This is a genomic window from Amycolatopsis tolypomycina (genome assembly GCF_900105945.1).
GTDB classification, from domain to species: Bacteria; Actinomycetota; Actinomycetes; order Mycobacteriales; family Pseudonocardiaceae; genus Amycolatopsis; species Amycolatopsis tolypomycina.
The window spans coordinates 7148448-7173389 of sequence record NZ_FNSO01000004.1; the positions used below are offsets into that span (position 1 = coordinate 7148448).

The following is a 24942-nucleotide window of genomic DNA, read 5'->3' on the forward strand; positions in this document are numbered from 1 at the left end:
AGTGAAGGGACCGATGAACCGCCGATTTCTCGCCGCCTCCGGGGTGGCGTTCGCCGTCATAGCCGGGTGTTCGCTGGTCGCGGGCCTGCAACCGCGGACCGTGTCCGGGCTGGCGGTCCCCCGGACCGCCGACCGGCCGGTGCCCGACCCGGTGGCTCCCCCGCCCGCCGCTCCGGCGCCCACGTCCCGGCTCGCGCGGCCGGACGACTGCGCGTCACTGGCGGCCGGGCTCGACGACCGCGCGCAGGTCGCGCAGCTGGTCGTCGTGGGCGTCTCCGGCGACAACCCGGCGGCCACCGTGTCCCTGGTGCGCGACCACCAGGTCGGCGGGATCTTCGTCGGGGGTAACGCAACAGCGTTGTTGAAAGACCGTTCGCTGGCCGCCGTCCAGGCGGTGGCCAAGGTGCCGGTGGCGGTGTCGGTCGACGAAGAGGGCGGCCGCGTCCAGCGCATCGACGACCTCGACGGCGACCTGCCCTCGGCCAGGACGATGGCCGAGAAGAAGTCCCCGGCCGAGGTCCGCGAGCTGGCGGCCGAGCGGGGCCGCCAGCTGCGCGCCCGCGGGGTGACGGTGGACTTCGCCCCGGACACCGACGTCACGGACGCCCCCGACGGCGACGTGATCGGCGACCGGTCGTTCAGCCCCGACCCGGCGCGGGTGAAGACGTACGCGAAAGCGTTTGCGGAAGGCCTGCGCGACGCCGGGATCCAGCCGGTGCTGAAGCACTTCCCCGGCCACGGCCACGGCTCGGGCGACTCCCACAAGGGCACGGTCGTCACGCCGCCGCTCGGCAAGCTGCGCGCGGTCGACCTGGTGCCGTACCGGGGCATCGCCGACTACGGCCCGGTCGCGGTGATGGTCGGCCACCTCGACGTGCCGGACCTGACCGACGGCGTCCCGGCGTCCCTGTCGCCGGCCGCCTACCGGCTGCTGCGCGGCGAATTCGCGTTCGACGGCCCGGTGGTGACCGACGACCTCGGCGCGATGAAGGCGATCACCGCGCAGTACCCGCTGCCGGAGGCGGTGCTGAAGGCGCTGCAGGCCGGCGCGGACCAGGCGCTGTGGTCGTCCGGGGGCCGCGTGGACGTGGTGCTGGACCGGCTGGTCAAGGCCGTGCAGAGCGGGGAGCTGCCGAAGACGCGGGTGCAGGAGTCGGTCACGCGCGTGCTGCGGGGCAAGGGACTCTGCTGAGTTTCGCGGCCGAGCCTAAACTTTCCCGCGACGGCACCCGGACCAAGGAGCGGCATGGCGGACCTCGGCGGCACCTACCACCTCGGCGGCGAACTCCCGGTGACCCGCATGGGTTACGGCGCCATGCAGCTGGCCGGGCCCGGTGTCTGGGGACCGCCGAAGGACCACGACACCGCCGTCGCCGTGCTGCGGGAGGCCGTCGAGCGCGGGGTCACCCACCTCGACACCAGCGACTACTACGGCCCGCACACGGTGAACGCGCTGATCAAGGAAGCCCTGCACCCCTACCCCGAGTCGCTCGTCATCGTGACGAAGGTGGGCGCGCGGCGGAGCGAGGACAAGGGCTGGCCGGCCGCGCTGTCGGCCGCGGACCTCACCGAAGCCGTGCACGACAACCTGCGCAACCTCGGCGTCGACGCGCTCGACGTCGTCAACCTGCGGCTGAGCAACGCCGCTTTGGACTACCCCGTGCCGATGTCGCTCGCCGAACCCTTCGGGGTGCTCGCCGAGCTGCGGGAGCAGGGGCTGATCCGGCACCTCGGCGTCAGCCACGTCAGCGCCGAGCAGCTCGACGAGGCGAAGGCGATCGCGCCGGTCGTCTGCGTGCAGAACCAGTACAACCTGGCCCACCGGGAGAGCGACGACCTCGTCGACAAGTGCGCCGCCGAGGGCATCGCCTTCGTGCCGTACTTCCCGCTCGGCGGCTTCAGCCCGCTGCAGTCGGGGCTGCTCGACGACTGCGCCGCCCGGGTGGGCGCCACGCCGATGCAGGTCGCGCTCGCCTGGCTGCTGCAGCGGTCGCCGTCGATGCTGCTGATCCCCGGGACGTCGTCGCCCGCGCACCTGCGGGAGAACCTGGCTGCCGCTTCGCTCGAGCTGCCCCCGGACGTGCTGGCCGATCTGGACCGGATCGGCGCGGCCTGATCGCTACGGCCTGATCGCTACGCTGAGCGCTCGCACAGCACGAGAACGGAGAGACCGTGGCGGAGTGGGGCGATCTGGTCGCGTACATCAGGGAGTCGTACCGGGTGGTGCGCGACGAGCCCGACGAAATCCGCATCCGGCTCGTGTTCGGCGACGACCCCGACACCGAACAGCGCGCGCAGATCGTCGTGATCGCCCGCGAAATCCTCGACCAGCGCGAGGACTGGGTCCAGATCGCCACCCCGTTCGCCCGGCACGAGCAGGTCGACCTCCTCGAGGTGCTGACCGAGGTCGGCGACGCGATCGTGGTCGGCGGCCTCGCGGTGATGGGCGAGCACGTCGTCCTGCGGCACTCGCTGCCCCTGATCAACCTCGACATCAACGAGTTCACCGACCCGCTGGAGCTGGTCGCCGGCGCGGCCGAGCTGCTGGAGCAGCAGTTCACCGGCCGCGACGACTACTGATTTCCCGGGGCGCTGCCCCGGGCCGGGGGCTCCGCCACCCGGACCCCTCGCGAGTGGTGAGCGGAACAACGGCGACCGCGGCGGCCACCACGAGGGCGGCAGCAACGCCGAGCGCCGCGGCCACCGTCCCGGTCCCGAGGTAAAGCCCGCCGAGCGCGGCCACCCCGAGCGTGCCGCCGAGCTGCTGCACCGCGTTGAGCAGCCCGGCGGCCGAGCCCGTCTCGGCCGGCCGGACCCGGTGCAGGGCCGCGGTGAAGAACGGCACCGTGAAAGTCCCCATCCCGAGCCCGCACAGCGCCAGCGCCCACGGGTACGCGCCCGCCCCCGCCGTGAGGGCGGCCAGGATCCCCGTGAGCAGCAGGGCCAGCCCGGCGAACATCACGCGTGAACCGAACTTCGGCACCAGCCGGGCGCCGGCGACGTACGACGACACGGCGAGCCCGGCCGACAGCGGCAGCAGCGTCAGGCCCGCCGTCCGGACGTCGGCGCCCATGCCGAGCTGCAGCTGCATCGGCACCACCTGCATCAGGCCCGTCATCACGGCGAAGAACAGCAGCGACCCGGCCAGCGCGGCCGGGAAACCGCGGTGGGTGAACAGGCTCGGCTCGACCAGTGGCGCGGCCGCCCGGCGCTGGTGGAAGCCGAAGACGGCCAGCAGCACCGCGCCGGCGGCGAGCAGGCCCCAGTTCGGCCCCGCGGGGTCGATCAGCGGGTAGACGAGCAGCCCGGCGCCGGCGACGACGAGCGCCGTGCCGGCGAGGTCGAGCCGGGGCCGGGTGGCGGCCCGGTCCTCCCGCAGGAGGCGTGCGGCGAGAAGCACCGCGAGCCCGAGCGGGACGTTCACGAGGAACGCCGCCCGCCAGGAGACCGCCTGCGTCAGCAGCCCGCCGAGCAGCGGCCCGGTGACCGCGGACAGGCCCATCACCGGCCCGATGCCGCCGAGGGCCTTCGCGAGCTCGTCGCCGTCGAAGAGGGCGCGGATGAGGCCGATGGTCTGCGGGATGACCAGCGCGGCCGCGGCGCCCTGGACGGCACGGGCGCCGATCAGCAGCCCGGCGTCCGGCGCGGCCGCGCAGGCGAGCGACGCGAGGACGAAGGCGGCCACGCCGAGCTTGAACACCCTGGCCCGGCCGAGGACGTCGCCGAGCCGGCCGCCGGTGATGAGGAACGCGGCGAAGGGCAGCGTGTAGGCCGCGCTGAACCACGGGATGTCGGCGGCCGGGCCGGGGAGTTCGGCGTGTATGGCCGGCCCGGCGACCTGCACGATCGTGGCGTCGAGCAGGTTCATGGCCTCGGCGGCGAGCAGCACGGCGAGTGCGGCCCAGCGCCACCGGTGACGCGTCAGGGTGGGCACAGGAGGTCTCCTTTCGTTCGCGCCCACCCTCACTGCCGAGCATCGTTTCATTCCAGTTGTCCGCGCGAATTTGCTGATTTCTTCTATGTCTTGCGGTTCAATGAGGGATATGACCACCCTGGACGACGTCGACCGGGCGCTGGTCCACGCACTGCACCTCGACGGCCGGGCCCCGTTCACGAAGATCGGCGACGTCCTCGGCGTCTCGACGCAGACCGTGGCCCGGCGCTACCGCCGGCTCCGCGAGGAGGCGTCGCTTCGCGTGGTGGGCCTGCCGGATCCGCAGCGGGCGGGGCAGGCGGAGTGGATGGTCCGCCTGACGGCGACGCCGCACACGGCACAGGACCTCGCCCAGGCGCTGGCCCGCCGCGCGGACACGGCGTGGATCAAGCTGATGTCGGGCGGCACGGAGATCTGCGTGAACGTCCACACCCCGGCGGCGAGCGACCACGCCCTGCTGCTGCGCGACATCCCGCGCACGGCGAGCATCACGGCGGTCTCGGCGCACCAGCTGCTGCACCGCTACTTCGGCGGCCCGACGGCGTGGCTGGGGCGGGCCAACGCCCTCGACGCGGCCCAGATCGCGGCGCTCACCCCGGTCCGCCCGGGCCCGGGCAAGCCACTGACCCGGGAGGACGACGCCCTGATGGCGGCGTTGCAGCGCGACGGCCGCACGGGCTTGGCCGAGCTGGCCGCGGCCACGGGCTGGTCGCCGGCGACCGTCGCCCGCCGGCTGGCCGACCTCCAGGCGGGCGGAACGGTGTTCTTCGACCTGGAGATCGCCCCGGAGCCACTGGGGGCGACCACACAGGCGCTGCTGTGGATGGCGGTGGCACCGGCCCGGCTGGACCGGGTGGCCCGGACGCTGGCCACCCACCCGGAGCTGGCCCTGGTGGCCGCAACGACCGGGCCGGCGAACCTGGTGGCGCTGGCCCTCTGCCCGGACGCGGCGGCCCTGCACCGGTACTTGACGCGGCGGCTGGGGGCGCTGGACGCGATCCGGACGCTGGAGACGGCGCCGGTGCTGCGCACGGTGAAGGCGGCGGCTTCGCGCTGAGGGGGCGGCTTGCCGCAGGTCGCGGCTTCGCCCTGAGAGGCGGGGCGGGCGGCTTGCCGCAGGTCGCGGCTTCGCCCTGAGAGGCGGGGCGGGCGGCTTGCCGCAGGTCGCGGCTTCGCCCTGAGAGGCGGGGCGGGCGGCTTGGCGCAGGTCGCGACGGGTCACAGGAAGCCCGGTGTCCCGGAAACCGCAGTTCGGCCGTGGGCGCTCGCTCGGGACGAGCCGGCGCGCCCGTCGGTGTCCTAAGTGGACTTCACCTGGACCAGGTGGTCGAGCATGCCGCGGACGGCCTCGAACTCCCGGACCTCCTGGCGGCAGTCCGGGCACGCCGAAAGGTGCCGCTCCACCCGTGCCGCGTCGGCGGCGTCGAGCAACCCCAGGCTGTACGCCCCGAGGTCGGTCCGGTCGTACCGGCCCATGGATCGCGTCTCCGTTCCGCGTCCCGCGAGGAACGCCCGCACTACCCGATGCCTCCAGGGTGCTGAGACGGACGCGCCATCGGCGAAGTTCCACAGATTTCTACCCGAACGGCCGACAACTTCGGAGGGCCAACAGCCCATGTGAGTGACAGCGGTCGTCACGGATTTCACCCGTCCGAACACGGAAAGCTTTTGTGCCACGAACTTCGCCGATTCCGCGTCATGGCCCCCCGGCTCACCCGTCGGACTGGCGTCGGACCGGGATTTCCCGGGCTCGACCTGGGCAAGAAGGCGATCCGAAACGAGGAGAGCGATGACCGTACGGAGCCACCGGGCGGACGACGTCGTGGACGAGGTCGGGGTGTGGCTGGCCGGGGAGTTCGCGGGGCGGCTCCCCGCCTCGGAGATCGACCGCGTCGTCCGGACGACGCGGATCGACCTCGAAGGGAGCATCGCGCCGGAGGAGCTCGGGGAGATGCTCCACCGGCTGGGCCGGGCCAGGCTGCTGCGCATCCTGCACCTCGCGCCGGCCGCGCAGCTGCGGATCCCGCAAGCGCGGTGACGCGCCGGGCGGGCACGCGGCTCCCGCGCCGCGTCGCCCGCCCGCGGCTCCCGGCTCTCGGCTCCCGCGCCGCATCGCCCACCCGCGACCCGCGGCCCCCGATGCCGCGGCTCCCGCCTCCCGGCTCCCCGGTGCCACGTCGCCCGCCCGCAGCCCGCGGCTGCCACAGCCGATCGCGCACAGCCCCCGGCGCCACGTCGGCCACTCGCGGCCCGCGGCTACCGCAGCCGATCACGCACGGCCCCGGCGCCGTGTCCCCCGCCCGCGGCCCCCGGCTCCACGTCGGCCACCCGCGGCCCCGGCCCCCGGCCCCGTCGACCACCCGCGGCCCCCGGCCCCCGGCGCCACGTCCCTGCCCGCAGCCCGCGGCCCCCGCAGCCGATCGCGCACCGCGACAGGGACGTTCGCGCACAACCCTTGCCCACAGCCCCCGGCAATCTTGACTGGACTAGACCAATCTGCTCTAGTGACCGTTGTCACGTTCGTCTCGGCCGGATGAGCACACCCACCTTCGACGCCGGGCGCGCCAGCGTCCGGGTTCTGTCGTGGCCGAAGGAGTGAGCGAGTCTTGAGAAGACGTCTTGTCGCGGTCCTGTCCGCCGTCGCCGCCGTTGCCGGGCTCGTGTTCGGCGTTCCCGCCGTCAGCGGGCACGCCGCACAGGCCGCCGCCGCCGCGTGCAGTGCGCCGAACTGGGTCGCCGGCCAGTGGTACGACGTCGGCGCCGTCGTCCGCTACACCAACGGTGGCTACTACCGCGCCAAAAACGCCAATCCGGGCTACGACCCGGTCATCAGCACCTGGTACTGGGAGCCCTACAGCTGTGACGGCGGGGGCGGCACCACCTGCAGCTACCCGAACTGGGTGGCCGGCCAGTGGTACGACGTCGGCGCCGTCGTCCGCTACACCAACGGCGGCTACTACCGCGCCAAAAACGCCAATCCGGGCTACGACCCGGTCATCAGCACCTGGTACTGGGAGCCCTACAACTGCGGCGGCGGCACCGATCCCGGCAACCCGGGCGCGTTCGTGGTGAGCGAAACGCAGTTCAACCAGATCTTCCCGGGCCGGAACTCCTTCTACACCTACAGCGGCCTCACCGCGGCCCTGTCGGCGTACCCCGGCTTCGCGAACACCGGCAGCGACACGGTGAAGAAGCAGGAAGCCGCGGCGTTCCTCGCCAACGTCAACCACGAAACCGGTGGCCTCGTCCACATCGTCGAGCAGAACACCGCGAACTACCCGCACTACTGCGACTGGAACCAGCCCTACGGCTGCCCGGCAGGCCAAGCCGCCTACTACGGCCGCGGCCCGATCCAGCTGAGCTGGAACTTCAACTACAAGGCCGCCGGCGACGCGCTCGGCATCGACCTGCTCGGCAACCCGTGGCAGGTCGAGCAGAACTCGGCCGTCGCCTGGAAGACCGGGCTCTGGTACTGGAACACCCAGAGCGGCCCCGGCACCATGACCCCGCACAACGCGATGGTCAACGGCCGCGGTTTCGGCGAGACCATCCGCAGCATCAACGGCTCCATCGAGTGCAACGGCGGCAACCCCGCCCAGGTGCAGAGCCGCGTCGACAAGTACCGCCAGATCACGGCGGTCCTCGGCGTCGACCCCGGCGCCAACCTGTACTGCTGAGCCGAGGGCGGGCGGGGTGTCACCCCGCCCGCCCGCTCAGCCGGCCAGCCGCCGCGCGATCAGCTCGATGACCGCCGCGGCGTGGTTGTTGAGGTAGAAGTGCCCACCCGGGTACTTCTTCAGCTCGAACTCCGCCGACGTCCGCTGCGCCCACTGGCTCGCCTCGGCTTCGGTGACCTTCGGGTCGTCGTCCCCGATCAGCGCCACGATCGGGCAGCCGACGTCCGGCCCCGGCCGGTAGTGGTACAGCTCCGCGGCCTTGTAGTCGCTGCGCAGCGCCGGCAGCACCAGTGCGCGGATGTCTTCGTCGTCCAGCACCGCCGAGTCGGTGCCACCGAGCCGCTTGACCTCGGCCAGGAGTGCCTCGTCGCCCTTTTCGTGGATCCGCTCGTCGCGGACCGTCGAGGGCGCGCGGCGCCCGGAGACGAACAGCGTGAGCAGCCGCGTGCCCCGCGCCTCGAGCCGCCGCGCGACCTCGAACGCCAGGCTGGCGCCCATGCTGTGGCCGAAGAACGCGACCGGCCCGGTGACCTCGGGAGCGAGCACGTCCGCCAGCCGGTCGGCGAGCACGAACAGGTCGTCCACGGGGGCCTCGGCGTGCCTGTCCTGGCGGCCCGGGTACTGCACGGCGAGCACCTCCACCGCGGGCGCCAGCGCCGCCGACACGGGGTGGAAGTAGCTCGCCGATCCGCCGGCGTACGGGAAGCACACGAGCCGCGCCGCCGCGGCGGGCGCCGGGTGGAAGCGCCGGACCCACTGCGAGGCGTCGAGCGAAATCGTCATGGCCCCCAATCTGGCAGGCCGCCGGGCCGCCGTCGACCCCCTAGCCTGCGCAGTCCGGAAGCCCGGCAGGCGTCGCCGATGCCATGAAAGAGTCGTTCATGACGTCTGGTGTCATGAACGACTCTTTCATGACGTTCGAGCCGCTGCCGGACCGGTCACTCCGCCCGCCAGAGCGCCGGGACGGCCGGCGGTTCCCAGCCCGCCTGGGCGGTGTGCGGCTGCAGGCACACGTAACCGCGGCCGCCGTAGGTGACCCGCGTGCCCGCCGCGTACGCGGTGCCCACGGCCCAGGACGTGCCCCCGGGCGGGGTGGACGTGGACGTCGGCCGCGTCGACGTCGGGGTCTGCGGGACGTCGAGCACGAAGTCGAACGCGGCTTCCTTCGCCGACCCGTTGTCCCGCACGGTCATCAGCAGCCGCGCGTCGAAGATCGTGTCGGTGTTGTTGCGCGGCTCGCCGGGGAAGTAGAGCTGCGTGGTCAGCACCGGCCGGCCGGGTGCCTGCACCTTCACGTGGATGTGCCGGGTCCGGCCCGGGTAGAGGCCCGGCACGATCGTGGACAGCGTGAACGCGCCCTGGGCGTTGGTGTACTGGTGCCCGCGGAAGGTGTAGCCGGTGTTGTCGTAGGCGCCGTTGACGTCCGCCTGCCAGAAGTCGAGCAGCGCGCGGTTGATCGGCAGGCACGCGCGGCCGAAGACGTACCCGGTGACGGTCAGCCGGGTGCCCGGCGTCCCGGGGGTGACGAGGTTGGTCCGTTCGGGCGAGTTCGGCTTGAAGTACGGTCCCTCGGTCTGCGCGATCGTCGGATCGTCGTCGTCGTGGCACGCCGGGGTCAGCTCCGGCGCGGTGCCGCCGGCGGCCGTGGTGCGGGCGAGCGCGGGGCCGCCGATCAACGCGACCGGCGCGGCGACACCCGCGGCGAGCGCGGCCTTCAGCACGGTCTTGCGGCTGAGCTTGTTCTCTTCGTCCATGCCTGCTCCTGGTGGGCGGGGGGAAGATCCGGGATCACCTCGAACGTAGGCAGGCACCGGCCGGGCGGCGATGGACTGGACCGGTCAGTCGTGGTGCTTCTCCCCGCCACGGCGGAAGTCGCCAGGGCTCAACCCGGTTTCCCGGCGGAAGAACCGGCAGAAGTAGGCGGGATCGGCGAAACCGACCCGGCTCGCCACCTGCCGGACCGTCAGGTCCGTCCGGAGCAGGAACCGTTGCGCCTCCCGGATCCGCGTCTCCCGCAACAGCTGCGCGGCCGTGCGGCCGGTCGCCGCCTTCACCGCTTCGGTGAGGTGGCCGGGCGTGACGCCGAGGCGTTCGGCGTGCGCGCTCACCGACCACAGGCCGGGTTCGGGGTGGCCGGCGAGCCGGACGAACTCCGCCGCCAGCGCGCCCGCGGGCGCCGGCCGTGGCGTGCCCAGCAGGCGGCCCGCGCGCACGACCAGGACGTGCACCAGCGCCCGCAGCACCGACTCGGTCCCCTCGCCGCCGCCGCGGAACTCCTCCTCCAGGTCGGCGATCAGCCGCCTGACACCGGCGTCGGCGTGGGCGTCCAGGCGCAGCCACGGCCGTTCGCCCAGCCGCCGCAGGAGCTCGCGGTCGGCCGGGTGGTCGAGGAGGAAGTCGTCGGTGAACAGCACGACGTGGCCGGTGAGGCCCGCGACGCCCGCCCACTGGTGCACCTGGCCGGGCGCGATGACGCCGAGGTGCGGCGGCCGCAGCGGCCAGCGCGCGGTGTCGACGACGTGCGCGCCCGTGCCGCCGGTGACGTGGACGAGCTCGTAGAACGTGTGCCGGTGCGGGAAATCCGCGCGGGACAGCGGCCCGATCGCGTCGAACGTGCCGACGGCGAACGGCGGCGCGTGCGGTGCGGGCACCTCGAGGCGGTGCAGCGGCAGCTCCCCCGGCCGCGGGGTCCGGCAGGGCGTCCCTGGCGGAACGGTCGTACCGCGCATGGCCCGGAAGTCTAGATCGGTTCGCGGGCGGTTCGCCGGTTTTGCCCCGATGATCGCAATCCGATCGTCGGGTACCGGACACGAAAACGGGGCCGGTCCACAGTGGACCAGCCCCGTTCGGTGGTACTGCGTTACGCGCGGCTGCGGCGGCGGTTCACCAGCAGCATCAGCGCGCCGCCGCCGAGCAGCAGGCCGCCGATGGCGAACGGAACCGCGGCGTCGACACCGGTGTTGGCGAGGTCGCCGCCACCGGACGGGGCGCCACCGGGCGTGCTGGGCGCGGTGGTGGCCGGGGCACCGGCCTCGGTCCAGCTGGCGGACGCCTTTGCGGCCACCTGGGTCTTCTCCGAGTCGGCGACGATCAGCGACTGCGCCGGCTGGCTCGCGTAGTTCTCCGCGACGAAGAGGCGGCCGGTGGCCAGCTCGCCGGTGACCTTCAGGGCGAACGAGCCCTTGCCCGGCTTGGTGCCGGCCGGGACGTCGAGGAACAGCTTGCTGCCGTCCTTGACGTCGGCGGTCTTCAGCTCCTTGCCGTCCTTGTCGGTGACCTTGACGCCCTCGGGCAGCTCGGTGGTCAGCGACGTGATGTCACCCGAGGTGGCGACGTCGAACGGGCCGATCTTGGTGCCGGCCTTGCCCTCGGTCTTCGGGCCCGCGATGTTCAGGGTCGGCTTCGGCTGCGCGCCGATGCCCTTGTTCTGGTCGCCGATCAGGTAGCTGTACAGCGCGGCGACGTCGGCGTTGTTCTCGGCCGGGTTGGGCTCGGCCAGCGGCTTCTTCAGGTCGAGGTTCACGTTGTCGCTGAAGTGCCACACCGCGGCCTGCGTCGCGGCGATGCCCTCGCGCTCGGAGATGCCGTCGTGGACCTTGATGCCCTGCTTGGCGAGGGCGGCTTCCACGTCGGCGAGCTTGAGGCCCGGGTAGCCGTGGTGCAGCACCCAGTTGAGCTTGTCGCTGTTGTCGTTGAAGGCCGCCTTGGCCTTCGGGTACTTGTTCCAGGGCGTCTCGACCATGTCGACGTCGGTGCGCATGGCGACGGTGATCTCGACGCAGTAGAGCTTGAGCGACTTGCCGTCCGACAGCTTGAAGCCGAACAGCTTGGCGATGGGGTCGCCGCCACCTTCGAGGTTGATCCGGTAGCCGACCGTGCCCGCCTCTTCGATGACGCGGCCGCGCGCGGCGCCGTCGTCCGCGAGGGCGGCGGGGGCGCCGACCATGACCGCGGCGGCCGCGGCGAGCACCGCGATCCCGCCACGCACCAGAGCTGACCTGACCTGCATAAATCTCCTATCCGAGCCCGAACCACACCGGAGGGACCCCGTGGGATCACAATCCCCGACCACGGCGGCCACTGATTCGGGTGAGTGATCACCCGGTCAAGCGATACCGGAGCATACACAGACCTCACAGGGCTACTCAGGGTGCCCCCATAAACACGATTCCACTCGGAAAGCCCCTGAATAGGGGGCGGATTTACGTGTGGAAATACCCGCCGAACAGGATTTCGGCGATCTTCGTGGTGGTCTCCCGGCCGACCGCGTCACCGCCGGAGACGACTCGGGTGTCGTTCATCAGGGCGAGGGTGTACCGCTCGCCGGGGCCCGCGAAACCGACGGAGTTCATGATCCACGAGCCGTCGTCGTTGTCATCCGACCAGCCGTTCTTGTTCCCGGGCCGCGCGGCCGCCCCGGCACCCCAGACGCCCCACTGCTGGTTGGGGTCCACGGTCCGCAGTTCCCCGGCGAGGTGATCGCGGTGCCGGCCGGCCAGGACGTACCCGATCAGCCGGTCCAGGTCGTTCGCCGTGGTGCGGATCCAGCCCCAGTGGTGGGGGTGGCGATCGCTGAACCGCATGTCGGTCATTCCGTATGCCGGAAACCGCCGGCCGAATTCGGCTTCGCCACCAAAACGGGTCCACAACGCGTGGGCGGCGTCATCGTCACTCGAATGGAGCATTCGGTGCAGCAGATCGCGATCTTCCGCGGTCAAGGTGACGGCTTTGGCGTCTTCGCGCTCCAGCAGGTCGACGGCCATGGCGAGTTTCGGCGTCGAGCAGGCCCAGATCAGCGTGCCCGCGGCCGGGCTGCGGTAGACGGCGCCGGTGGAGCGGTCCCGGAGGACGATGCCGGTCACCCCGGGCCGGCTGTCGGCGTAGGCCTGCGCCCGGCCGATGCGCGCGCGCAGGTCGGCACCGAAGGGATCAGCGGCGGCCGGCTCGGGCCGGTCGGCGGCCGAGCCGGACCGGTCGGCGGGCCCCGGCGACGGCGCCAGGGCGAACGCCGCCAGCAGCGCGGTGAGCAGGAGCTTGCCCATGGAGGTCCCCCGGGTGCCGGAGCGGGTGTTGGCGCCCTGAAGACTCGCACGGACGGCGGCCGGGAGGCGAGCGCCGCCGGTCCCCAGCGCCCCAATGTGGCGTTCGGTGCGTTGAGCGCACCCAATGTGGCGTTCGGTGCATCCAACGCACCCAAAGTGGCGTTCGGTGCATCCAACGCACCCAATGTGGCGTTCGGTGCATCCAACGCAACCAATGTGGCGTTCGGTGCATCCAACGCAACCAACGCCACATTGGGGCGCTTGGAGCGAGCCTTACGGGACGACCGTCAGGAGGTGGGCCCGGTAGCCCTCGCCGTAGGTCTTGGTCGGCGTGCCGGTGTAGTCCTCGATCAGCACGTTGCCGCCACTGCAGCCCCACGGGTTCCACGTCCAGGCGGTGTAGCCGAGGTCGTGCGCGTCCAGCCAGGCCATGACCTGGTCGAGGTAGTCGTGAGCGCAGCTGTTCTGGCCGATTTCCCCGGCCTGCACCGGAACCTGCGCGGCGACCGTCCCGATCTGGCTGTCCCAGCAGGACGCCGTGACGCACGCGTTGAAGTTGTACGAGTGCCAGGACGCCACCAGGTTGCCCGCCGGGTCCGCCGGCTTGTACGCCAGCCACTGGGTGAGGTCGTTGGTCCAGGTCAGACCGCCGGTCATCACCACGTTCCGCGCGCCGGTCGCGCGGACGGCGTCGACGAGCTCCTGCATGCCCGCCACCGGGTAGCCGATCCCGGTGCACGTGCCGCCGTCACGCAGGCACTTCCACGCGGCGGCCGCGTCCGACCAGTTGGCGGCCGCGTCCGGGTAGGGCTCGTTGAACAGGTCGAACACCACGGCGTTGTCGCCCTTGAACGCGGTGGCCACCTGGGTCCAGAACGTCGGCGTGTACTGCCGGTTCGGCATCGGCTTCTGGCAGGTCGCGTTGACGTCGGTGCAGGCGGAGCTCGTGCCGGTGTACTGGCCGTGCGTCCAGTGCAGGTCGAGTACCGGGTTGATCCCGTTGGCCACCAGCAGTTTCGCGTAGTCCTTGACGGCCTGCTGGTAGGGGGCGCCACTGGGCGAGCCGGAGAGGCCGAGCCAGCAGTCCTCGTTCAGCGGGATCCGCACGGCGCGGATGTGCCACGCCTTCATCGCGTCGACCGACGCCTGGTCGACCGGCCCGCTGTCCCACATGCCCTTGCCCTGCACGCAGGCGAACTCGCCGCTGGCGCGGTTGACGCCGAGCAGCCGGTAGGCCTTGCCGTCGGCGGTGAGCAGCTTGTTGCCCGAGACGTGCAACGCGGGCGCCGGCCCGGGCGGCGGTGGCGTGCTGGTCGTGGTCGTCGGCTTGGTGATCGGGGTCGTCTCCGTGGGCGGCGGCGTTCCGGTGCACGCGGCGCCGTTGACCGCGAAGTCGGTGGGCGTGGTGTTGGTGCCGCTGTAGGAGAAGTTCGCGCCGGCGCTGACGGAACCGCCGGCCGGGATGGCGCCGTTCCAGCTCGCGTTGGTCACGGTGATCCGCTTGCCGGACTGCGACCACGTGCCCATCCAGCCGTTCTGGAGGGTCTGGTTCCCGGCGTAGGAGTAGGTCAGCGTCCAGCCGTCGACCGCGGCCGGGCCGACGTTCGCGATGCCGACGGTGACGCCGAACCCGCTTCCCCAGTCATTGGCCGAGTAGGTGACGCGGCAGGCGAAGGCCGCACTCGGCTGGTACGCCGCCGACACGGCGGTCGTCGAGGTGACGACGACCCCGGCGGCGGCCGCGAGCCCGGCCACCGCCAGCACGGCAGGACGTTTTCCGGCTCTTCCCCACATCGGCACTCCCTTGTGCACACTCGGGCGAAGCCTCTGGGAGCGTTCCCAGACGCCGTCCACACGTTCGCTGCCCGGGTCCCGGGTTGTCAATCACCGATGTGGAGAAAGCGCTTTATTCGAGCGAACAGCGTCCGGCGCGTTCGCCCATCGAACGCAGCCGTTACCGCCGGGCGGCGGCCTCAGCCGGTGGTGTACTCGGCGAAGATCTCGCCGAGGACGCGCCGCCCTTCGGCGGCCTCCTCCCCGGTCCGCGTGCAGGCGACGAGCGTTTTCCACAACGCCCAGCCGCGGCCGCGCGCCCAGGTGTCCTCGTCGACGCGCAGGCGTGCCCGGAACGCCCGGCGGCCCTCGGCGGTCAGCAGCGTCCACGCGATGGCCGTGTCGCAGGCCGGGTCGCCGACCCCGCAGGTCCCGAAGTCGATCACCGCCGCCAGTTCGCCGCCGGCCAGCAGGAGGTTGCCCGGGGCCACGTCGCCGTGGAACCAGACGTCCCGGCCGTCCCCCAGCGCGCGGCCAGCGCGGTCTGCCAAATTTCGCGGGCCAGGGTGACGTCGAGCTCGCCCTCCAGTGCGGTCAGCGCGCGCTCGGCCGGGCCTTCGTAGGTGCGCAGGGTGGCCCCGCGGAACCAGTTGTGCTTGCCCGGCTGGGGACCGGCCGCGGCGTCGACGTCCTGCAGGGCAGCCAGGTCGACGGCGAAGCGAACGGGATCGGAAATCCGGTCCTGGCGGGCGGTTTCGCCGTCGAGCCACGGATAAACCGACCACGGGAACGGGTAGCCCGCCGCGGGATCCCCTTTCGCCAGCGGAACCGGGACGGGCAGCGGCAGCCGCGGCGCCAGCACCGGAAGCCACCGGTGCTACTTCTCGACGGCCAGCGCGTATTCGGCCGCGCTGGGCAGCCGCGCCACCATTCCTTCGCCGAGGTGGAAGGTGAAGTTGTCCCACCCGCCGTGGGTCACCGGCCGGACCGGGAGGCCGGCCCACCGCGGGAACTGCCCGGCGATCAGCCGGCGCACCTGCTCCGCGTCGACGGCGATGCGGCGGGGCACGGGACCGAGATCAGGTGTGCTGGTCAAGGCGCCATCGTCGCATATGCCCGCGATATGTCACGCTGTTTACGCTCACGCACCGTGAACAGGCGCCCCGGGCTCAGCGCGCGGCTCAAACTCACCATCAGCTACGCCGGGTTCCTCGTGCTCGCCGGCGTCGTCATGCTCGTCGTGGTCCGGGGCTACCTGCTGCGGTACGTGCCCGACAACGACCAGGGCCTGCTCGGCATCGCCCCCAACCGGTACCTGCTCGTGCGCACCTTCGCGCCCGCCGCGGCGACCGCGCTCGGCTTCCTCCTCGTGTTCGGCGTCCTGGGCGGCTGGCTGCTGGCCGGCCGGATGCTCGCCCCGCTCACCCGGATCGCGGACGCCGCCCGGCTGGCCGCGCACGGGTCGCTGGCGCACCGCGTCCGGCTGGCCGGGCCCGCCGACGAGTTCCGCGAGCTCGCCGACGTCTTCGACACGATGCTCGCCCGGCTCGAATCCCAGGTCGGCGAACAGCAGCGGTTCGCCGCCAACGCTTCGCACGAGCTGCGCACCCCGCTGGCCATTTCGCAGGCCATCCTCGACGTCGCCGTCAAGGACCCCACCTACCCGCGGGACGAGCTCATCGACCGCCTCCGCACGGTGAACACGCGGGCGATCGACCTCACGGAGGCCCTCCTGCTGCTCGGCCGCAGCGACCGGCGGCACTTCACCCGCGAGCCCGTCGACCTGTCGCTCGTCGCCGAAGAAGCCGCGGAAACGCTGCTGTCACTGGCCGAGCAGCGCGGGACCACGCTCGAGGTCACCGGCGAGCCCGCGCCCGCGGCCGGCTCCGCGGCGCTGCTGCTGCGCATGGCCGAGAACCTCGTCCAGAACGCGATCGTGCACAACCTCCCGGCGGGCGGCACCGTCAGGGTCCACACCGAACGACGGCGCTACGCGAGCGTGCTGCGCGTCGAGAACACCGGACGGCCCCTGCCGCCGGAGCTGGTCCCGACCCTGACCGAGCCCTTCGAACGCGGGACCGGGCGCACGCGCGGTGAGGGGCACGACGGCGTCGGCCTCGGGCTGGCGATCGTGCACAGCGTCGTCCGGGCCCACGACGGGATGCTGGAACTCGCCGCGCGCCCGGGCGGCGGCCTCCTGGTCACGGTCCGGCTGCCCGCCGGCCGGTAGCCGACGGCCGAAAATTCTTCGGGATCGATTCAGTGAATTCTGCTAGCCTCGCCAACGTCTCGCGGCTCAGCGTGGCGCCGCTCCCGCTCGACGAACTCATCGAGGAGTGCAATGACCGCCATCGCCGGAGTCAAGGCCCGCGAAGTGCTGGACAGCCGGGGCAACCCCACCGTCGAGGTCGACGTCGTGCTGGCGGACGGCTCGCTCGGCCGGGCCGCGGTGCCCTCGGGCGCGTCCACCGGCACGAAGGAAGCCGTCGAACTGCGCGACGGGGACAAGGCGCGGTTCCACGGCAAGGGCGTGCGCAAGGCCGTCGACGCCGTCAACACCGAGATCGCCGAGGCGATCGTGGGCATGGACGCCGAGGCGCAGGCGGCGGTCGACCGCGCGCTGATCGAGCTGGACGGCACCGCGAACAAGGCGCGGCTCGGCGCGAACGCCACGCTGGGCGTGTCCCTCGCCGTGGTCAAGGCGGCCGCGGCCGCCAACGGGCTGCCGCTGTACCGCTACGCCGGCGGCGTGTTCGCGCACCTGCTGCCGATGCCGATGATGAACATCATCAACGGCGGCGCGCACGCGGACAACCCGATCGACTTCCAGGAGTTCATGATCGGCCCGATCGGCGCGACGACCTTCGCCGAGGCGGTGCGGATGGGCTCCGAGGTGTTCCACACCCTGCGCAAGTCCCTCCACGAAGCCGGCCACGGCACCAACGTCGGCGACGAGGGCGGGTTCGCGCCGAACCTCAGCTCGGCCGACGAGGCGCTGGAGTTCGTGCTGCGGGCCATCGAGCAGTCCGGCTACACGCCCGGCGAGGACATCGCCCTGCTGCTCGACCCGGCCGCGTCGGAGTTCTACACCGGCGAGGTCTACGACTACACGGGCGAAGGCCGCAAGCGCAGCGTGGAGGAGCACGTCGCCTACCTCGCCGAGCTCACCGCCCGCTACCCCATCGTGTCCATTGAGGACGGTGTCGCCCAGGACGACTTCGCCGGCTGGAAGCAGCTCACCGACACGATCGGCGAGCGCGTCCAGCTCGTGGGCGACGACGTGTTCTGCACCAACGTGAACCTGCTCACCGACGGCATCGAGCGCGGCATCGGGAACTCGATCCTGGTCAAGGTCAACCAGATCGGCACGCTCACCGAAACGCTGACCACCGTGGAAACCGCGCACAAGGCGGGCTACTCCGTGGTGATGTCCCACCGCTCCGGCGAAACCGAGGACACCACGATCGCCGACCTCGCGGTGGCCACCAACTGCGGCCAGATCAAGACCGGCTCGCTGTCCCGCGCCGACCGCACGGCGAAGTACAACCAGCTCATCCGCATCGAAGAGGAACTCGGCGCCGAGGCGCGCTACGCGGGCGCGAGCACGATCAGCGGCCGCCGCTGACCACCCGCGGGCCCGGAGGCTTTCGCCGCCTCCGGGCCGGCCTGGTCGTCAGGCGCCCTGGGTGCCGTTCGCGTCGACCGGGTAAAGGCCGAGCTTGCCGTCGGGATCGGCGGGGTTGACGCCCTGGACGTCACCGACGTACAGCGTGATGCGCGCCTTGTAGCGGTCGAGCGCGGTGCGGTCGCTCATGAACCTGCCGAGGCCGAGCGGGTTCATGTTCGGGTAGGCGAAGATGTTCTCGGCGCCGGCGGGCGGGGCGACGTCGGTGCGCGCGCTCCAGGTGCCGATGTCGTTCCGCTGCGCGTCGCGGGACAGCAGCCAGCTCAGGTACAGCTTCGCGGCGGCCTGGTGGGGCGCCTGCTTGAGGATCGCCGCGGTCTGCGGCCAGGCCACCCACGGGCTCTGCGCGGGGTAGGTCTGCTGGGCCAGGCCGGCGCGCCCGCCCGAGGTGCCGAAGCTCGCGACATAGGGGGCGGTGCCGACCAGGTCGGCGGAGTCCTGGGTGCCGCGGACGAACTTCGGGTGCTGGGCGAGCAGCTTCTGCAGGTAGGCGAAGCCGTACTTGTCGGTGAGCTGCTTGAAGTAGTAGAGGACGGCGTCGTCGTCGTTCGGGTAGGTGAAGACGAGCTTGTCCTTGAACTCCGGCTTGAGGAAGTCCGCGGCCTCGACCGGGGCGTTGCTGCCGAGCGTCGTCGCGGTGACGTTCGAGAAGGCGAAGAAGAAGACGCCGGTGTAGTAGCCGTCGCGGTCCTTGACCTGGTCGTAGACCTTGTCCCAGCCGGCCGGCTTGTACTGCTGCAGGACGCCTTCGCGCTTCCAGCGCGGGAAGTCGTCGATGGTCTGCAGGTGCACGACGTCGGCGACGACCTTGCCCTCGGCGACCTGGTTGTCGACGCGGGCGTCGTGGTTCTTGCTGAAGTCCACGATCACGTTCGCCTTGATCTTCGGGAACTTCTTCACGAACGCGTCCCGCAGGTAGTCGGCCTGGCCGGGCTTGTCGCCGCCGGCGTAGACGACAAGGTCACCCCCTTCGGCGACGGCCTGCTCGTAAAGCTTCTGCAGTTGTGTCTCTTCGCGGTTGCCCGTGTCATTCGTGGCGGCGGCCGCGGTGGCGCCGCTCGCGGCCAGCACGCTCGCGGCGACGATCGCGAGGACCGCCTTGCGGGGAGACTGCACGACAAGCTCCTTCGAAGGTTGATTTTTCAACTACTTGCCCCGAACACGGCGACCGGTGCGGATGTTCCACGGGTGAGGCGGCTCACGCCCCAGCCGGCCGGCCCGGACGTTGTTAACCTGGGATTCACCTTGACGATCATCGGACGGGGGTTGCGGTGTCCGTGCCCGGCGAACAGCAGGTCCCGCGGTCGGTGGCGGAGCTCGCCACCGACCCGGCGTGGACGGTCACCCGCACCGGGACGACCGGCCAGTGGCTCACCGCCGAGCGGGTCGTCGAGCACGACGGGCACCGCAGGCTCATCGGCCTGACCCCGATCGGCCCCGGCGCCGTCGCCCTGATGCTGTGGTCCGGCGGTGAGGTCGTCGAGCACGTCCGCGGCACCGAAGCGGAGGTCTGCGCGACCGCCCACCGCTGGGCCACCGAGGTCCCGGCCGGATGACCGACGCCGACCCGCACATCCACGTCGAGCGGAAGGTGCTGGAAGCCGGCCCGGAGGTCCGCAACCTGATCTCGTCGATGCTGGGCCGGGCGACCGACGCCCCGAGCGTCGTGACCACCGGCTGCGGCCGGCAGGTGCCGTATGCGATGACGTCTCCCCGGCCGGAGAGCGTCACCTGCGTCGCCTGCCGGGAGCACGCGCACCGGGAATACGTGCGGTTCGCCGAGCAGTTCGAGCGCCTGGGCCGGGGTCCGCTGCCGGGCGTGGCCGTGTCCGCCGAGCAGGTGGCCGCGGCGGTGGAACGGCTTCGGGACCTGGCGAAGCGGTTCGCCAGCTGATCAGTGCGCGCCGAGCAGGTGCCCGAGCGCGTCCGCCAGCCGCGGGTGCCGGAACTCGTGACCGGCCGCCACCAGCCGCCGCGGCGCCACCCGCTGGTCGGCGACCTCGAGTTCCGCGGCCCCGTCCGAGCCGAGCAGCGACCGGGCAGCGCCCGCGGGCCCGGCCGGCGTCGGCCGCTTGAGCACGTCGCCCAGGACACGCACGTACTCCGCGTTCCGCACGGGCTCGGGACTCACCGCGTTGACCGGTCCACAAAGGACCGGATCAGTCAACGCCCGCAAGTAGACGTCGGCCAGATCGTCGATCCCGATCCACGGCATCCACTGCCGTCCCGTGCCGAGCGGGGCGCCGAGGCCCGCCGCGAACAGCGGGTACTGCTGCCGCAGCAAGCCACCCCACGGGCTCAGCACCAGGCCCGTGCGGACCCGGACCACCCGGACGCCCGCGGCCGCCGCCGGTTCGGTCGCCGCCTCCCGCGCGGCGACGACCTCCGCCACACTCCCTTGCCCGCGCGGGCTTTCCTCGGTGCAGACCTCGTCGCCGCGGCCGGGCCCGTAGTAGCCGACCGCCGACGCCGCCACGAACACCCCCGTCGTGCGCGCGGCCAAAGCGGCCGAAGTGGCCAAAGCCGCCGAAGCCCGGGTGGTGACCGGCGCCAGGTGCACGACCGCGTCGACACCGTCGAGCAGGTCCGGGGCCGGTTCCGCCGGCCGCCACGTCCGCTCGCCAGGCGCCTCGGCGGGGCGCCGCACCAGCCGGACGACCCGGTGGCCGCCGAGGGTGAGCAGGGCCGTCAGCGCCGTCCCGACGAGGCCGCTCGACCCGGTCACCGCCACCGTCAGCGGCTCGCTCGAGTACCGCCGGTGCGCGGCCAGGTCGGCCGCCCGCTGCCGGTCACGGTGGGTGGCCAGCGCGCGCAGGTAGGCCTCCGGGACTTCGGCCACGATCACCCTCTCGACGTGCGGACGACGCCCAGGGTACGAGAACGATCGCCACCGCGCCCGGTGACCCTCAGTAGCTGAACGTCGTCGCCGGCTCGTCCCCGATCCACTTCCACAGCGGGATCGTGCCGTTGAGCTCCGCACCGGGGATGAGCGTCTCGGCGTCGAGGTGCTTGGCGTTGAAGCAGATCGGGCAGACGTAGTAGCGCCCGCCCGCGTCCTCGTAGCGCTTGAACAGGTCCGCCAGCGGCGGGCAGCCGTCGCACGCCGCGCCCACCGCGGTGCCGGGCAACGCGAGCCGGACGGCTTCCTTGGTCAGGAACATCAGCGTTTCCCGCCCGGTCTCGGCGGCCCCCACCGCGACCAGGAACGCGACGGTCACCTTCTCCGCGTCCTCGAGCCCCGTCGACAGGCTGATGACGGCTTTGTTCGACATGATCCGCTCCCTTCGCCGGAAAACCAGGACGGTAGGAGCGGACGACGCCCGTGTCGTCGGGCGTTCTCCCTACGGAACTGCGCAGCTACAGGTCGAGCGGGTCGAGCAGGCCGTTGCGCAGCGCGAACAGCGTCGCGGTCGCACGCGACGACGCCCCGGTCTTCGTGTAGATCCGCTCGATGTGCGTGCCCGCGGTCCGGCGCGAGATCCCCAGCCGCTCGGCGACTTCGCCGGTCTGCGCGCCGCGCGAGATCAGGATCAGCACCTCGACCTCGCGCGGGGTGAGCCCGGCCGGGCCGGACACCCGGCGCCGGCCGCCGTTGCCCGCGGCGGCGAGGACGGCTTCCGCCGCGTCGCCGTCGAGCTTGCCCGCGCGGGCCTCGGCGCGCACCGCCGCGGTGGCCTGCTTGTCCGTCAGCGCCGCCCGGTGGGCGCGCGGCTCGAGCATCGCCCGGTACGCGCACGCCGCGGCCAGCACGCGGCCGGTCATCGGCAGGGCCGCGCCCGCCAGGCCGCGGTGGTAGCCGCTGCCGTCCATGCGCTCGTGCGCCAGCGCCGCGATCGCGCCCGGCCGGGCCAGCGCCGCGGGCCGGGCGAGGACGCGCTCGGTGTAGTACGAGCTGAGCCGCACCCGCTCCCAGTCGGTCGGCGACAGCGGCCCGGGCCGGTCGAGGACCGGCACCGGCACCCCGTGCAGCCCGACGTCGTGCAGCAGGCCCGCACGCCGGGTGGCGACGACGTCGACGGCGGGCAGCCCCAGCTTCCGAGCCGCCGCGCCGGCCAGCTCGGCGACCCCGCGGGAGTGCCCGGCCCGCGAGCCGCAGCGCAGGTCGGTGAAGTCGGCCAGCGCTTCCAGTGCGGTGTCCAGCTCGCCCTCGGTCAGCGGGTGCCGGTCCGCCGCGACCAGGTCGCTCTCGGCCGCGGACAGCACGTCGGGGGCGTGCGCGAGGAACGCGTCGACGACGTCGGGGGCGAACTGGCGGCCACGCCGGGCGCGCGCGACCTCGCGCGCGCCGTCGATCCCGCCGAGCCGGTGCCGGACCTCGACGACGTCGGCCAGGTGCAGCAGCCGGACGACCGGCGCGATGTCCGTGCCGCCGACACCCGGCGGCACCCCGCGCCCGTCCCAGCGGGTGAAGAACTGCCGCAGCGCCGTCACCACGTCCGGGCCGAGCCCGAGCCGTTCGGCCAGCGTCGACGTCGTCAGGCAGTGCGACTGCATGCCGCGCACGATGCGGTGGCCGCCGGTGCGCAGGATCGTGGTCACCACCCGCAGCCGGTGCCAGGCCGGCCCGCCTCGGCCGGCGTGGCCCAGGAAGAACCCGAACCCGGCCAGTCCCGCGAGGTCGACGTCGTAGCTGTCCGCGCGGAAGGCGATGTCGTCACCGAACGTCCCGGCCACTTCCGGGGAGTCCGCGACACAGCCGACCCAGGCGAGCATCGAGACGGGGAACAGCGCCTGCCGCTGCTCGGCGGGCAGCCCGGTGTGGACGGCGAGCCGGTCGGCGATCCGCCACGACCGGAGCACGTGCTCCATCGGCTGGCCCAGCCCGAGGTCCGTGGCCAGCGAGAACGCCGCCAGCAGCTCGGCCAGGCCGATCCCGGCGTCCCGATCGGCGAACTCCACCCGCGCAGCGTAGCCCGGATCGGCGGCCTCGCCGGTCAGCTCGGGACGGCGACCCCGAGCAGCGCGAGCACCGTGCCCGCGGCCGCCGCGGCGAGCAGCGTCGTCACCACGCCCCGCCGCAGGGCCAGCAGCACCACGGCGGCACCGGCCAGCACGAGGTACTGCCAGAGCTGGGTGAGGCCGAGGGCCAGCGGGACGGCCGAGCCGAGGATCGCGCCGACCGCCGCCGGGCCGGCGCCGTCGAGGAACGCCCGGACGTTCGGGTTGCCGCGCAGGCGGTCGAAGTGGCGCGCCCCGAACAGGATGAAGGCGAACGACGGCGTGAACGCCACCAGCGAAGCGAGCACGCCGCCGGCGAGCCCGGCGGCGGCGTAGCCGACGACCGCGACGGTCTGCACCACCGGGCCCGGGGTGATCTGCCCGAGCGCGACCGCGTTGAGGAACTGCCCGGCGGACATCCAGTGGTACGTGTCGACGGCGTCGGTCCGCATCAGCGGGATGATCACGAACCCGCCGCCGTAGGACAGCGCGCCGACCTTGAGCGCCACCCAGGCGATCGACAGGAACACCCCGGCGCCCGCCACCCCGGCGGCCAGTGACTTGACGGGCACGGCCAGCAGCGCCGGCCCCCGGCCGCCCCGGTGCACGGTGAGTTCGACGGCACCGCAGCCGAGCAGCACGAGCACCAGCCACGGCCCGACCGTCGCGGCCGCGACGGCGCCCGCGACGACGTACAGGACCCAGCGGAGCCGGCTCGTCGAGGCCGCGCGCCGCCAGCCCGCCGGGACCAGCCCGACCCCGGCGTGCACCGCGACGGCCGCCACCGCGGCCCCCGCGCCCGCCCCCGCGCCGCGCACCCAGGCCGGCGGGGAGCCGGCCAGGAACAGCGCGGCCAGTGCGAGGATCACGACGAGACCCGGCACGATGAACGCCGCGCCCCCGACCAGCGCGCCGGCCCGGCCGCGGACGCGCCAGGCGGTGAAGATCGCCAGCTGCGTCGACGCCGGTCCGGGCAGCAGGTTGCAGGCGGCGATCGCGTCCTCGAACTCCTGCTCCGACAACCACTTGCGCTTTTCGACGCACAGCACGCGCAGGAGGGCGATGTGCGTGGGCGGGCCGCCGAAGCCGATGCACCCGATCCGGCCCCATTCGCGGAGCACGGTACCGAGACCCGGCCGGGTGTCCTTTGTGGACGAGGAGGTCATCGGACGTCGGCCGCCGTCAGGAAGCCGATCCGCGTGTCCAGCTCCGCGGCCACGCGCTGGAACGCCGGAAAGCCGTCGGCGTCCCGCGCCGGGTCCGGGATGCTCCAGTGGACCACCCGCGGACGGCCGGGGAACTCCGGGGCGACCTCGCGCACCCGGTCGCACAGGCTGATCACCCACTCGAACCGGCGCCGCCGCACGGAATCCAGGTGCGTCGGCTCGTGGGTGAGGGTGATGCCGTATTCGGCCATGGCGCGCACGGCGTGCGGGTTCAGCGGCTTCGGGTGGCTGCCGGCGCTGGCCGCTTCGGCGCCGGTGCGGTGCCGCAGCAGGGCCGCGGCCATCGGGGACCGGCCGCTGTTCCCGGTGCAGAGGAACAGCACGCGCGGCCGGCCCGGTTTCCGTTCGGCACCACCGGTTCCGAGCGCGGGGTGCAGTGCGGTGCCTGCCTCGGCCAGCGCGTCGGCACAGCGGCGCAGGTCGAGGTGGTAGTAGGTGTCACGGCCGTCGAAGCTGCTGCGCCGGGCGGTGACGAGCTCGGCGGTCCGCAGCTTCCGCAGGTGGTAGGAGACCAGGTTCTGCGGCTGGCTGACCGCGTCGACCAGCTCCCGCACCCGGCGGTCGCTGCGCGCGAGCTCCTGCAGCAGCCGCCAGCGCAGGGGGTCGCTCGCCAGCCGCACGAACGGCGGCGGCGTGGAGGCGTCGAAGTCCGGCACGCTCCGGACAA

25 protein-coding genes and 1 pseudogene are annotated in these 24942 nt (G+C 72.7%); 10 read left to right on the forward strand and 16 right to left on the reverse strand.

What is annotated here, in order from left to right; all coding sequences use genetic code 11:
• Positions 1-13: 13 nt before the first annotated feature.
• Genes BLW76_RS42425 through BLW76_RS42435 form a run of 3 tightly spaced genes read left to right on the forward strand, consistent with a single transcriptional unit; the run spans position 14 to position 2580 of the window.
• Positions 14-1192, forward strand: a complete 1179-nt coding sequence (locus tag BLW76_RS42425; RefSeq protein WP_425266044.1) for a glycoside hydrolase family 3 N-terminal domain-containing protein — start codon at positions 14-16, stop codon at positions 1190-1192.
• A 54-nt stretch (positions 1193-1246) separates the two neighbouring features.
• Complete coding sequence (locus BLW76_RS42430) at positions 1247-2116, forward strand: oxidoreductase (RefSeq protein WP_091317879.1); 870 nt, start codon at positions 1247-1249, stop codon at positions 2114-2116.
• Between the two features lie 56 nt (positions 2117-2172).
• Positions 2173-2580, forward strand: coding sequence for a hypothetical protein (locus tag BLW76_RS42435; RefSeq protein WP_091317880.1), 408 nt, complete (start codon positions 2173-2175; stop codon positions 2578-2580).
• On the opposite strand, the gene BLW76_RS42440 is transcribed toward BLW76_RS42435, so the two are convergent.
• Complete coding sequence (locus BLW76_RS42440) at positions 2558-3934, reverse strand: MFS transporter (protein WP_091317881.1); 1377 nt, start codon at positions 3932-3934, stop codon at positions 2558-2560. The two genes, BLW76_RS42435 and BLW76_RS42440, sit on opposite strands and share 23 nt — an antisense overlap.
• A 109-nt stretch (positions 3935-4043) precedes the next feature.
• Here BLW76_RS42440 and BLW76_RS42445 point away from each other — a divergent pair, with 109 nt between their 5' ends.
• Positions 4044-4991: an Lrp/AsnC family transcriptional regulator gene (locus BLW76_RS42445; RefSeq protein WP_091317882.1), complete on the forward strand. Its 948-nt coding sequence runs from the start codon at positions 4044-4046 to the stop codon at positions 4989-4991.
• 242 nt (positions 4992-5233) lie between these two features.
• Here the strand turns inward: BLW76_RS42445 and BLW76_RS42450 are convergent, their stop codons facing one another.
• The gene (locus BLW76_RS42450) at positions 5234-5410 is read right to left on the reverse strand and encodes a zf-HC2 domain-containing protein (RefSeq protein WP_091317883.1); all 177 of its coding nucleotides are present in this window, start codon (positions 5408-5410) and stop codon (positions 5234-5236) included.
• Between the two features lie 313 nt (positions 5411-5723).
• Between BLW76_RS42450 and BLW76_RS42455 the strand changes: the two genes are divergently transcribed.
• A complete protein-coding gene (locus BLW76_RS42455) occupies positions 5724-5972 on the forward strand; it encodes a hypothetical protein (RefSeq protein ID WP_091317884.1) in 249 nt (82 codons plus the stop codon).
• Between the two features lie 622 nt (positions 5973-6594).
• Positions 6595-7611 carry a glycoside hydrolase family 19 protein gene (locus BLW76_RS42460; RefSeq protein ID WP_091317885.1) on the forward strand — a complete coding sequence of 339 codons (1017 nt, stop codon included), beginning with the start codon at positions 6595-6597 and terminating at the stop codon, positions 7609-7611.
• A 36-nt stretch (positions 7612-7647) separates the two neighbouring features.
• Here the strand turns inward: BLW76_RS42460 and BLW76_RS42465 are convergent, their stop codons facing one another.
• The 8 genes and pseudogenes from BLW76_RS42465 to BLW76_RS50230 all read right to left on the reverse strand — a co-directional run bounded on the left by BLW76_RS42465 (position 7648) and on the right by BLW76_RS50230 (position 15522).
• Positions 7648-8394 (reverse strand): thioesterase II family protein, encoded by a 747-nt coding sequence (locus BLW76_RS42465; RefSeq protein ID WP_091317886.1) that lies wholly within the window; start codon positions 8392-8394, stop codon positions 7648-7650.
• Positions 8395-8549: 155 nt separating this feature from the next.
• Positions 8550-9365 (reverse strand): dioxygenase family protein, encoded by an 816-nt coding sequence (locus tag BLW76_RS42470; protein ID WP_091317887.1) that lies wholly within the window; start codon positions 9363-9365, stop codon positions 8550-8552.
• Between the two features lie 84 nt (positions 9366-9449).
• Positions 9450-10277: a helix-turn-helix domain-containing protein gene (locus tag BLW76_RS42475; RefSeq protein WP_091320558.1), complete on the reverse strand. Its 828-nt coding sequence runs from the start codon at positions 10275-10277 to the stop codon at positions 9450-9452.
• Positions 10278-10471: 194 nt separating this feature from the next.
• Entirely contained in the window at positions 10472-11620 is a 1149-nt protein-coding gene (locus BLW76_RS42480) for a thioester domain-containing protein (protein WP_091317888.1), read from the reverse strand.
• Between the two features lie 193 nt (positions 11621-11813).
• A complete protein-coding gene (locus BLW76_RS42485) occupies positions 11814-12653 on the reverse strand; it encodes a serine hydrolase (protein ID WP_091317889.1) in 840 nt (279 codons plus the stop codon).
• 273 nt (positions 12654-12926) lie between these two features.
• Entirely contained in the window at positions 12927-14447 is a 1521-nt protein-coding gene (locus BLW76_RS42490) for a cellulase family glycosylhydrolase (RefSeq protein ID WP_244170572.1), read from the reverse strand.
• Between the two features lie 179 nt (positions 14448-14626).
• Positions 14627-15288: pseudogene (locus BLW76_RS50870) on the reverse strand (aminoglycoside phosphotransferase family protein).
• A gap of 15 nt (positions 15289-15303) precedes the next feature.
• Positions 15304-15522, reverse strand: coding sequence for a hypothetical protein (locus BLW76_RS50230; protein ID WP_244170573.1), 219 nt, complete (start codon positions 15520-15522; stop codon positions 15304-15306).
• A gap of 54 nt (positions 15523-15576) precedes the next feature.
• On the opposite strand from BLW76_RS50230, the gene BLW76_RS42500 reads away from it, so the two are divergent.
• Complete coding sequence (locus tag BLW76_RS42500; protein WP_208613490.1) at positions 15577-16656, forward strand: sensor histidine kinase; 1080 nt, start codon at positions 15577-15579, stop codon at positions 16654-16656.
• 111 nt (positions 16657-16767) lie between these two features.
• Positions 16768-18051 carry a phosphopyruvate hydratase gene (gene eno, locus BLW76_RS42505; protein ID WP_091317892.1) on the forward strand — a complete coding sequence of 428 codons (1284 nt, stop codon included), beginning with the start codon at positions 16768-16770 and terminating at the stop codon, positions 18049-18051.
• 48 nt (positions 18052-18099) lie between these two features.
• Here the strand turns inward: eno and BLW76_RS42510 are convergent, their stop codons facing one another.
• On the reverse strand, positions 18100-19227 hold the full coding sequence (locus BLW76_RS42510) for an ABC transporter substrate-binding protein (RefSeq protein ID WP_091317893.1): 1128 nt from the start codon (positions 19225-19227) through the stop codon (positions 18100-18102).
• Positions 19228-19382: 155 nt separating this feature from the next.
• Here BLW76_RS42510 and BLW76_RS42515 point away from each other — a divergent pair, with 155 nt between their 5' ends.
• Both BLW76_RS42515 and BLW76_RS42520 read left to right on the forward strand, forming a co-directional pair.
• A complete protein-coding gene (locus BLW76_RS42515; protein WP_091317894.1) occupies positions 19383-19667 on the forward strand; it encodes a hypothetical protein in 285 nt (94 codons plus the stop codon).
• Complete coding sequence (locus BLW76_RS42520) at positions 19664-20005, forward strand: hypothetical protein (RefSeq protein WP_091317895.1); 342 nt, start codon at positions 19664-19666, stop codon at positions 20003-20005. The genes BLW76_RS42515 and BLW76_RS42520 overlap by 4 nt, the downstream gene beginning before the upstream one ends.
• Here the strand turns inward: BLW76_RS42520 and BLW76_RS42525 are convergent, their stop codons facing one another.
• From BLW76_RS42525 to BLW76_RS42545, 5 genes are all read right to left on the reverse strand, one after another.
• Positions 20006-20950, reverse strand: a complete 945-nt coding sequence (locus tag BLW76_RS42525) for an epimerase (protein ID WP_244170574.1) — start codon at positions 20948-20950, stop codon at positions 20006-20008.
• A gap of 67 nt (positions 20951-21017) precedes the next feature.
• Positions 21018-21383: a DsrE family protein gene (locus BLW76_RS42530; protein WP_091317897.1), complete on the reverse strand. Its 366-nt coding sequence runs from the start codon at positions 21381-21383 to the stop codon at positions 21018-21020.
• Between the two features lie 85 nt (positions 21384-21468).
• The gene (locus BLW76_RS42535; protein WP_244170575.1) at positions 21469-23010 is read right to left on the reverse strand and encodes an HD domain-containing phosphohydrolase; all 1542 of its coding nucleotides are present in this window, start codon (positions 23008-23010) and stop codon (positions 21469-21471) included.
• A gap of 35 nt (positions 23011-23045) precedes the next feature.
• The gene (gene chrA, locus BLW76_RS42540) at positions 23046-24215 is read right to left on the reverse strand and encodes a chromate efflux transporter (RefSeq protein ID WP_091317898.1); all 1170 of its coding nucleotides are present in this window, start codon (positions 24213-24215) and stop codon (positions 23046-23048) included.
• A complete protein-coding gene (locus BLW76_RS42545; protein WP_091317899.1) occupies positions 24212-24931 on the reverse strand; it encodes an arsenate reductase/protein-tyrosine-phosphatase family protein in 720 nt (239 codons plus the stop codon). The genes chrA and BLW76_RS42545 overlap by 4 nt, the downstream gene beginning before the upstream one ends.
• Between the last annotated feature and the right edge of the window lie 11 nt (positions 24932-24942).

Excerpts from the sequence above, each read along its gene's own strand:
- BLW76_RS42445 (WP_091317882.1), top strand. The coding sequence starts at position 4,044 with ATGACCACCCTGGACGACGTCGACCGGGCGCTGGTCCACGCACTGCAC.
- BLW76_RS42530 (WP_091317897.1), bottom strand. The coding sequence starts at position 21,383 with ATGTCGAACAAAGCCGTCATCAGCCTGTCGACGGGGCTCGAGGACGCG.
- chrA (WP_091317898.1), bottom strand. The coding sequence starts at position 24,215 with ATGACCTCCTCGTCCACAAAGGACACCCGGCCGGGTCTCGGTACCGTG.
- BLW76_RS42465 (WP_091317886.1), bottom strand. The coding sequence starts at position 8,394 with ATGACGATTTCGCTCGACGCCTCGCAGTGGGTCCGGCGCTTCCACCCG.
- BLW76_RS42520 (WP_091317895.1), top strand. The coding sequence starts at position 19,664 with ATGACCGACGCCGACCCGCACATCCACGTCGAGCGGAAGGTGCTGGAA.
- BLW76_RS42470 (WP_091317887.1), bottom strand. The coding sequence starts at position 9,365 with ATGGACGAAGAGAACAAGCTCAGCCGCAAGACCGTGCTGAAGGCCGCG.
- BLW76_RS42455 (WP_091317884.1), top strand. The coding sequence starts at position 5,724 with ATGACCGTACGGAGCCACCGGGCGGACGACGTCGTGGACGAGGTCGGG.
- BLW76_RS42490 (WP_244170572.1), bottom strand. The coding sequence starts at position 14,447 with ATGTGGGGAAGAGCCGGAAAACGTCCTGCCGTGCTGGCGGTGGCCGGG.
- eno (WP_091317892.1), top strand. The coding sequence starts at position 16,768 with ATGACCGCCATCGCCGGAGTCAAGGCCCGCGAAGTGCTGGACAGCCGG.
- BLW76_RS42430 (WP_091317879.1), top strand. The coding sequence starts at position 1,247 with ATGGCGGACCTCGGCGGCACCTACCACCTCGGCGGCGAACTCCCGGTG.
- BLW76_RS42480 (WP_091317888.1), bottom strand. The coding sequence starts at position 11,620 with ATGCAGGTCAGGTCAGCTCTGGTGCGTGGCGGGATCGCGGTGCTCGCC.
- BLW76_RS42425 (WP_425266044.1), top strand. The coding sequence starts at position 14 with ATGAACCGCCGATTTCTCGCCGCCTCCGGGGTGGCGTTCGCCGTCATA.
- BLW76_RS42450 (WP_091317883.1), bottom strand. The coding sequence starts at position 5,410 with ATGGGCCGGTACGACCGGACCGACCTCGGGGCGTACAGCCTGGGGTTG.
- BLW76_RS42485 (WP_091317889.1), bottom strand. The coding sequence starts at position 12,653 with ATGGGCAAGCTCCTGCTCACCGCGCTGCTGGCGGCGTTCGCCCTGGCG.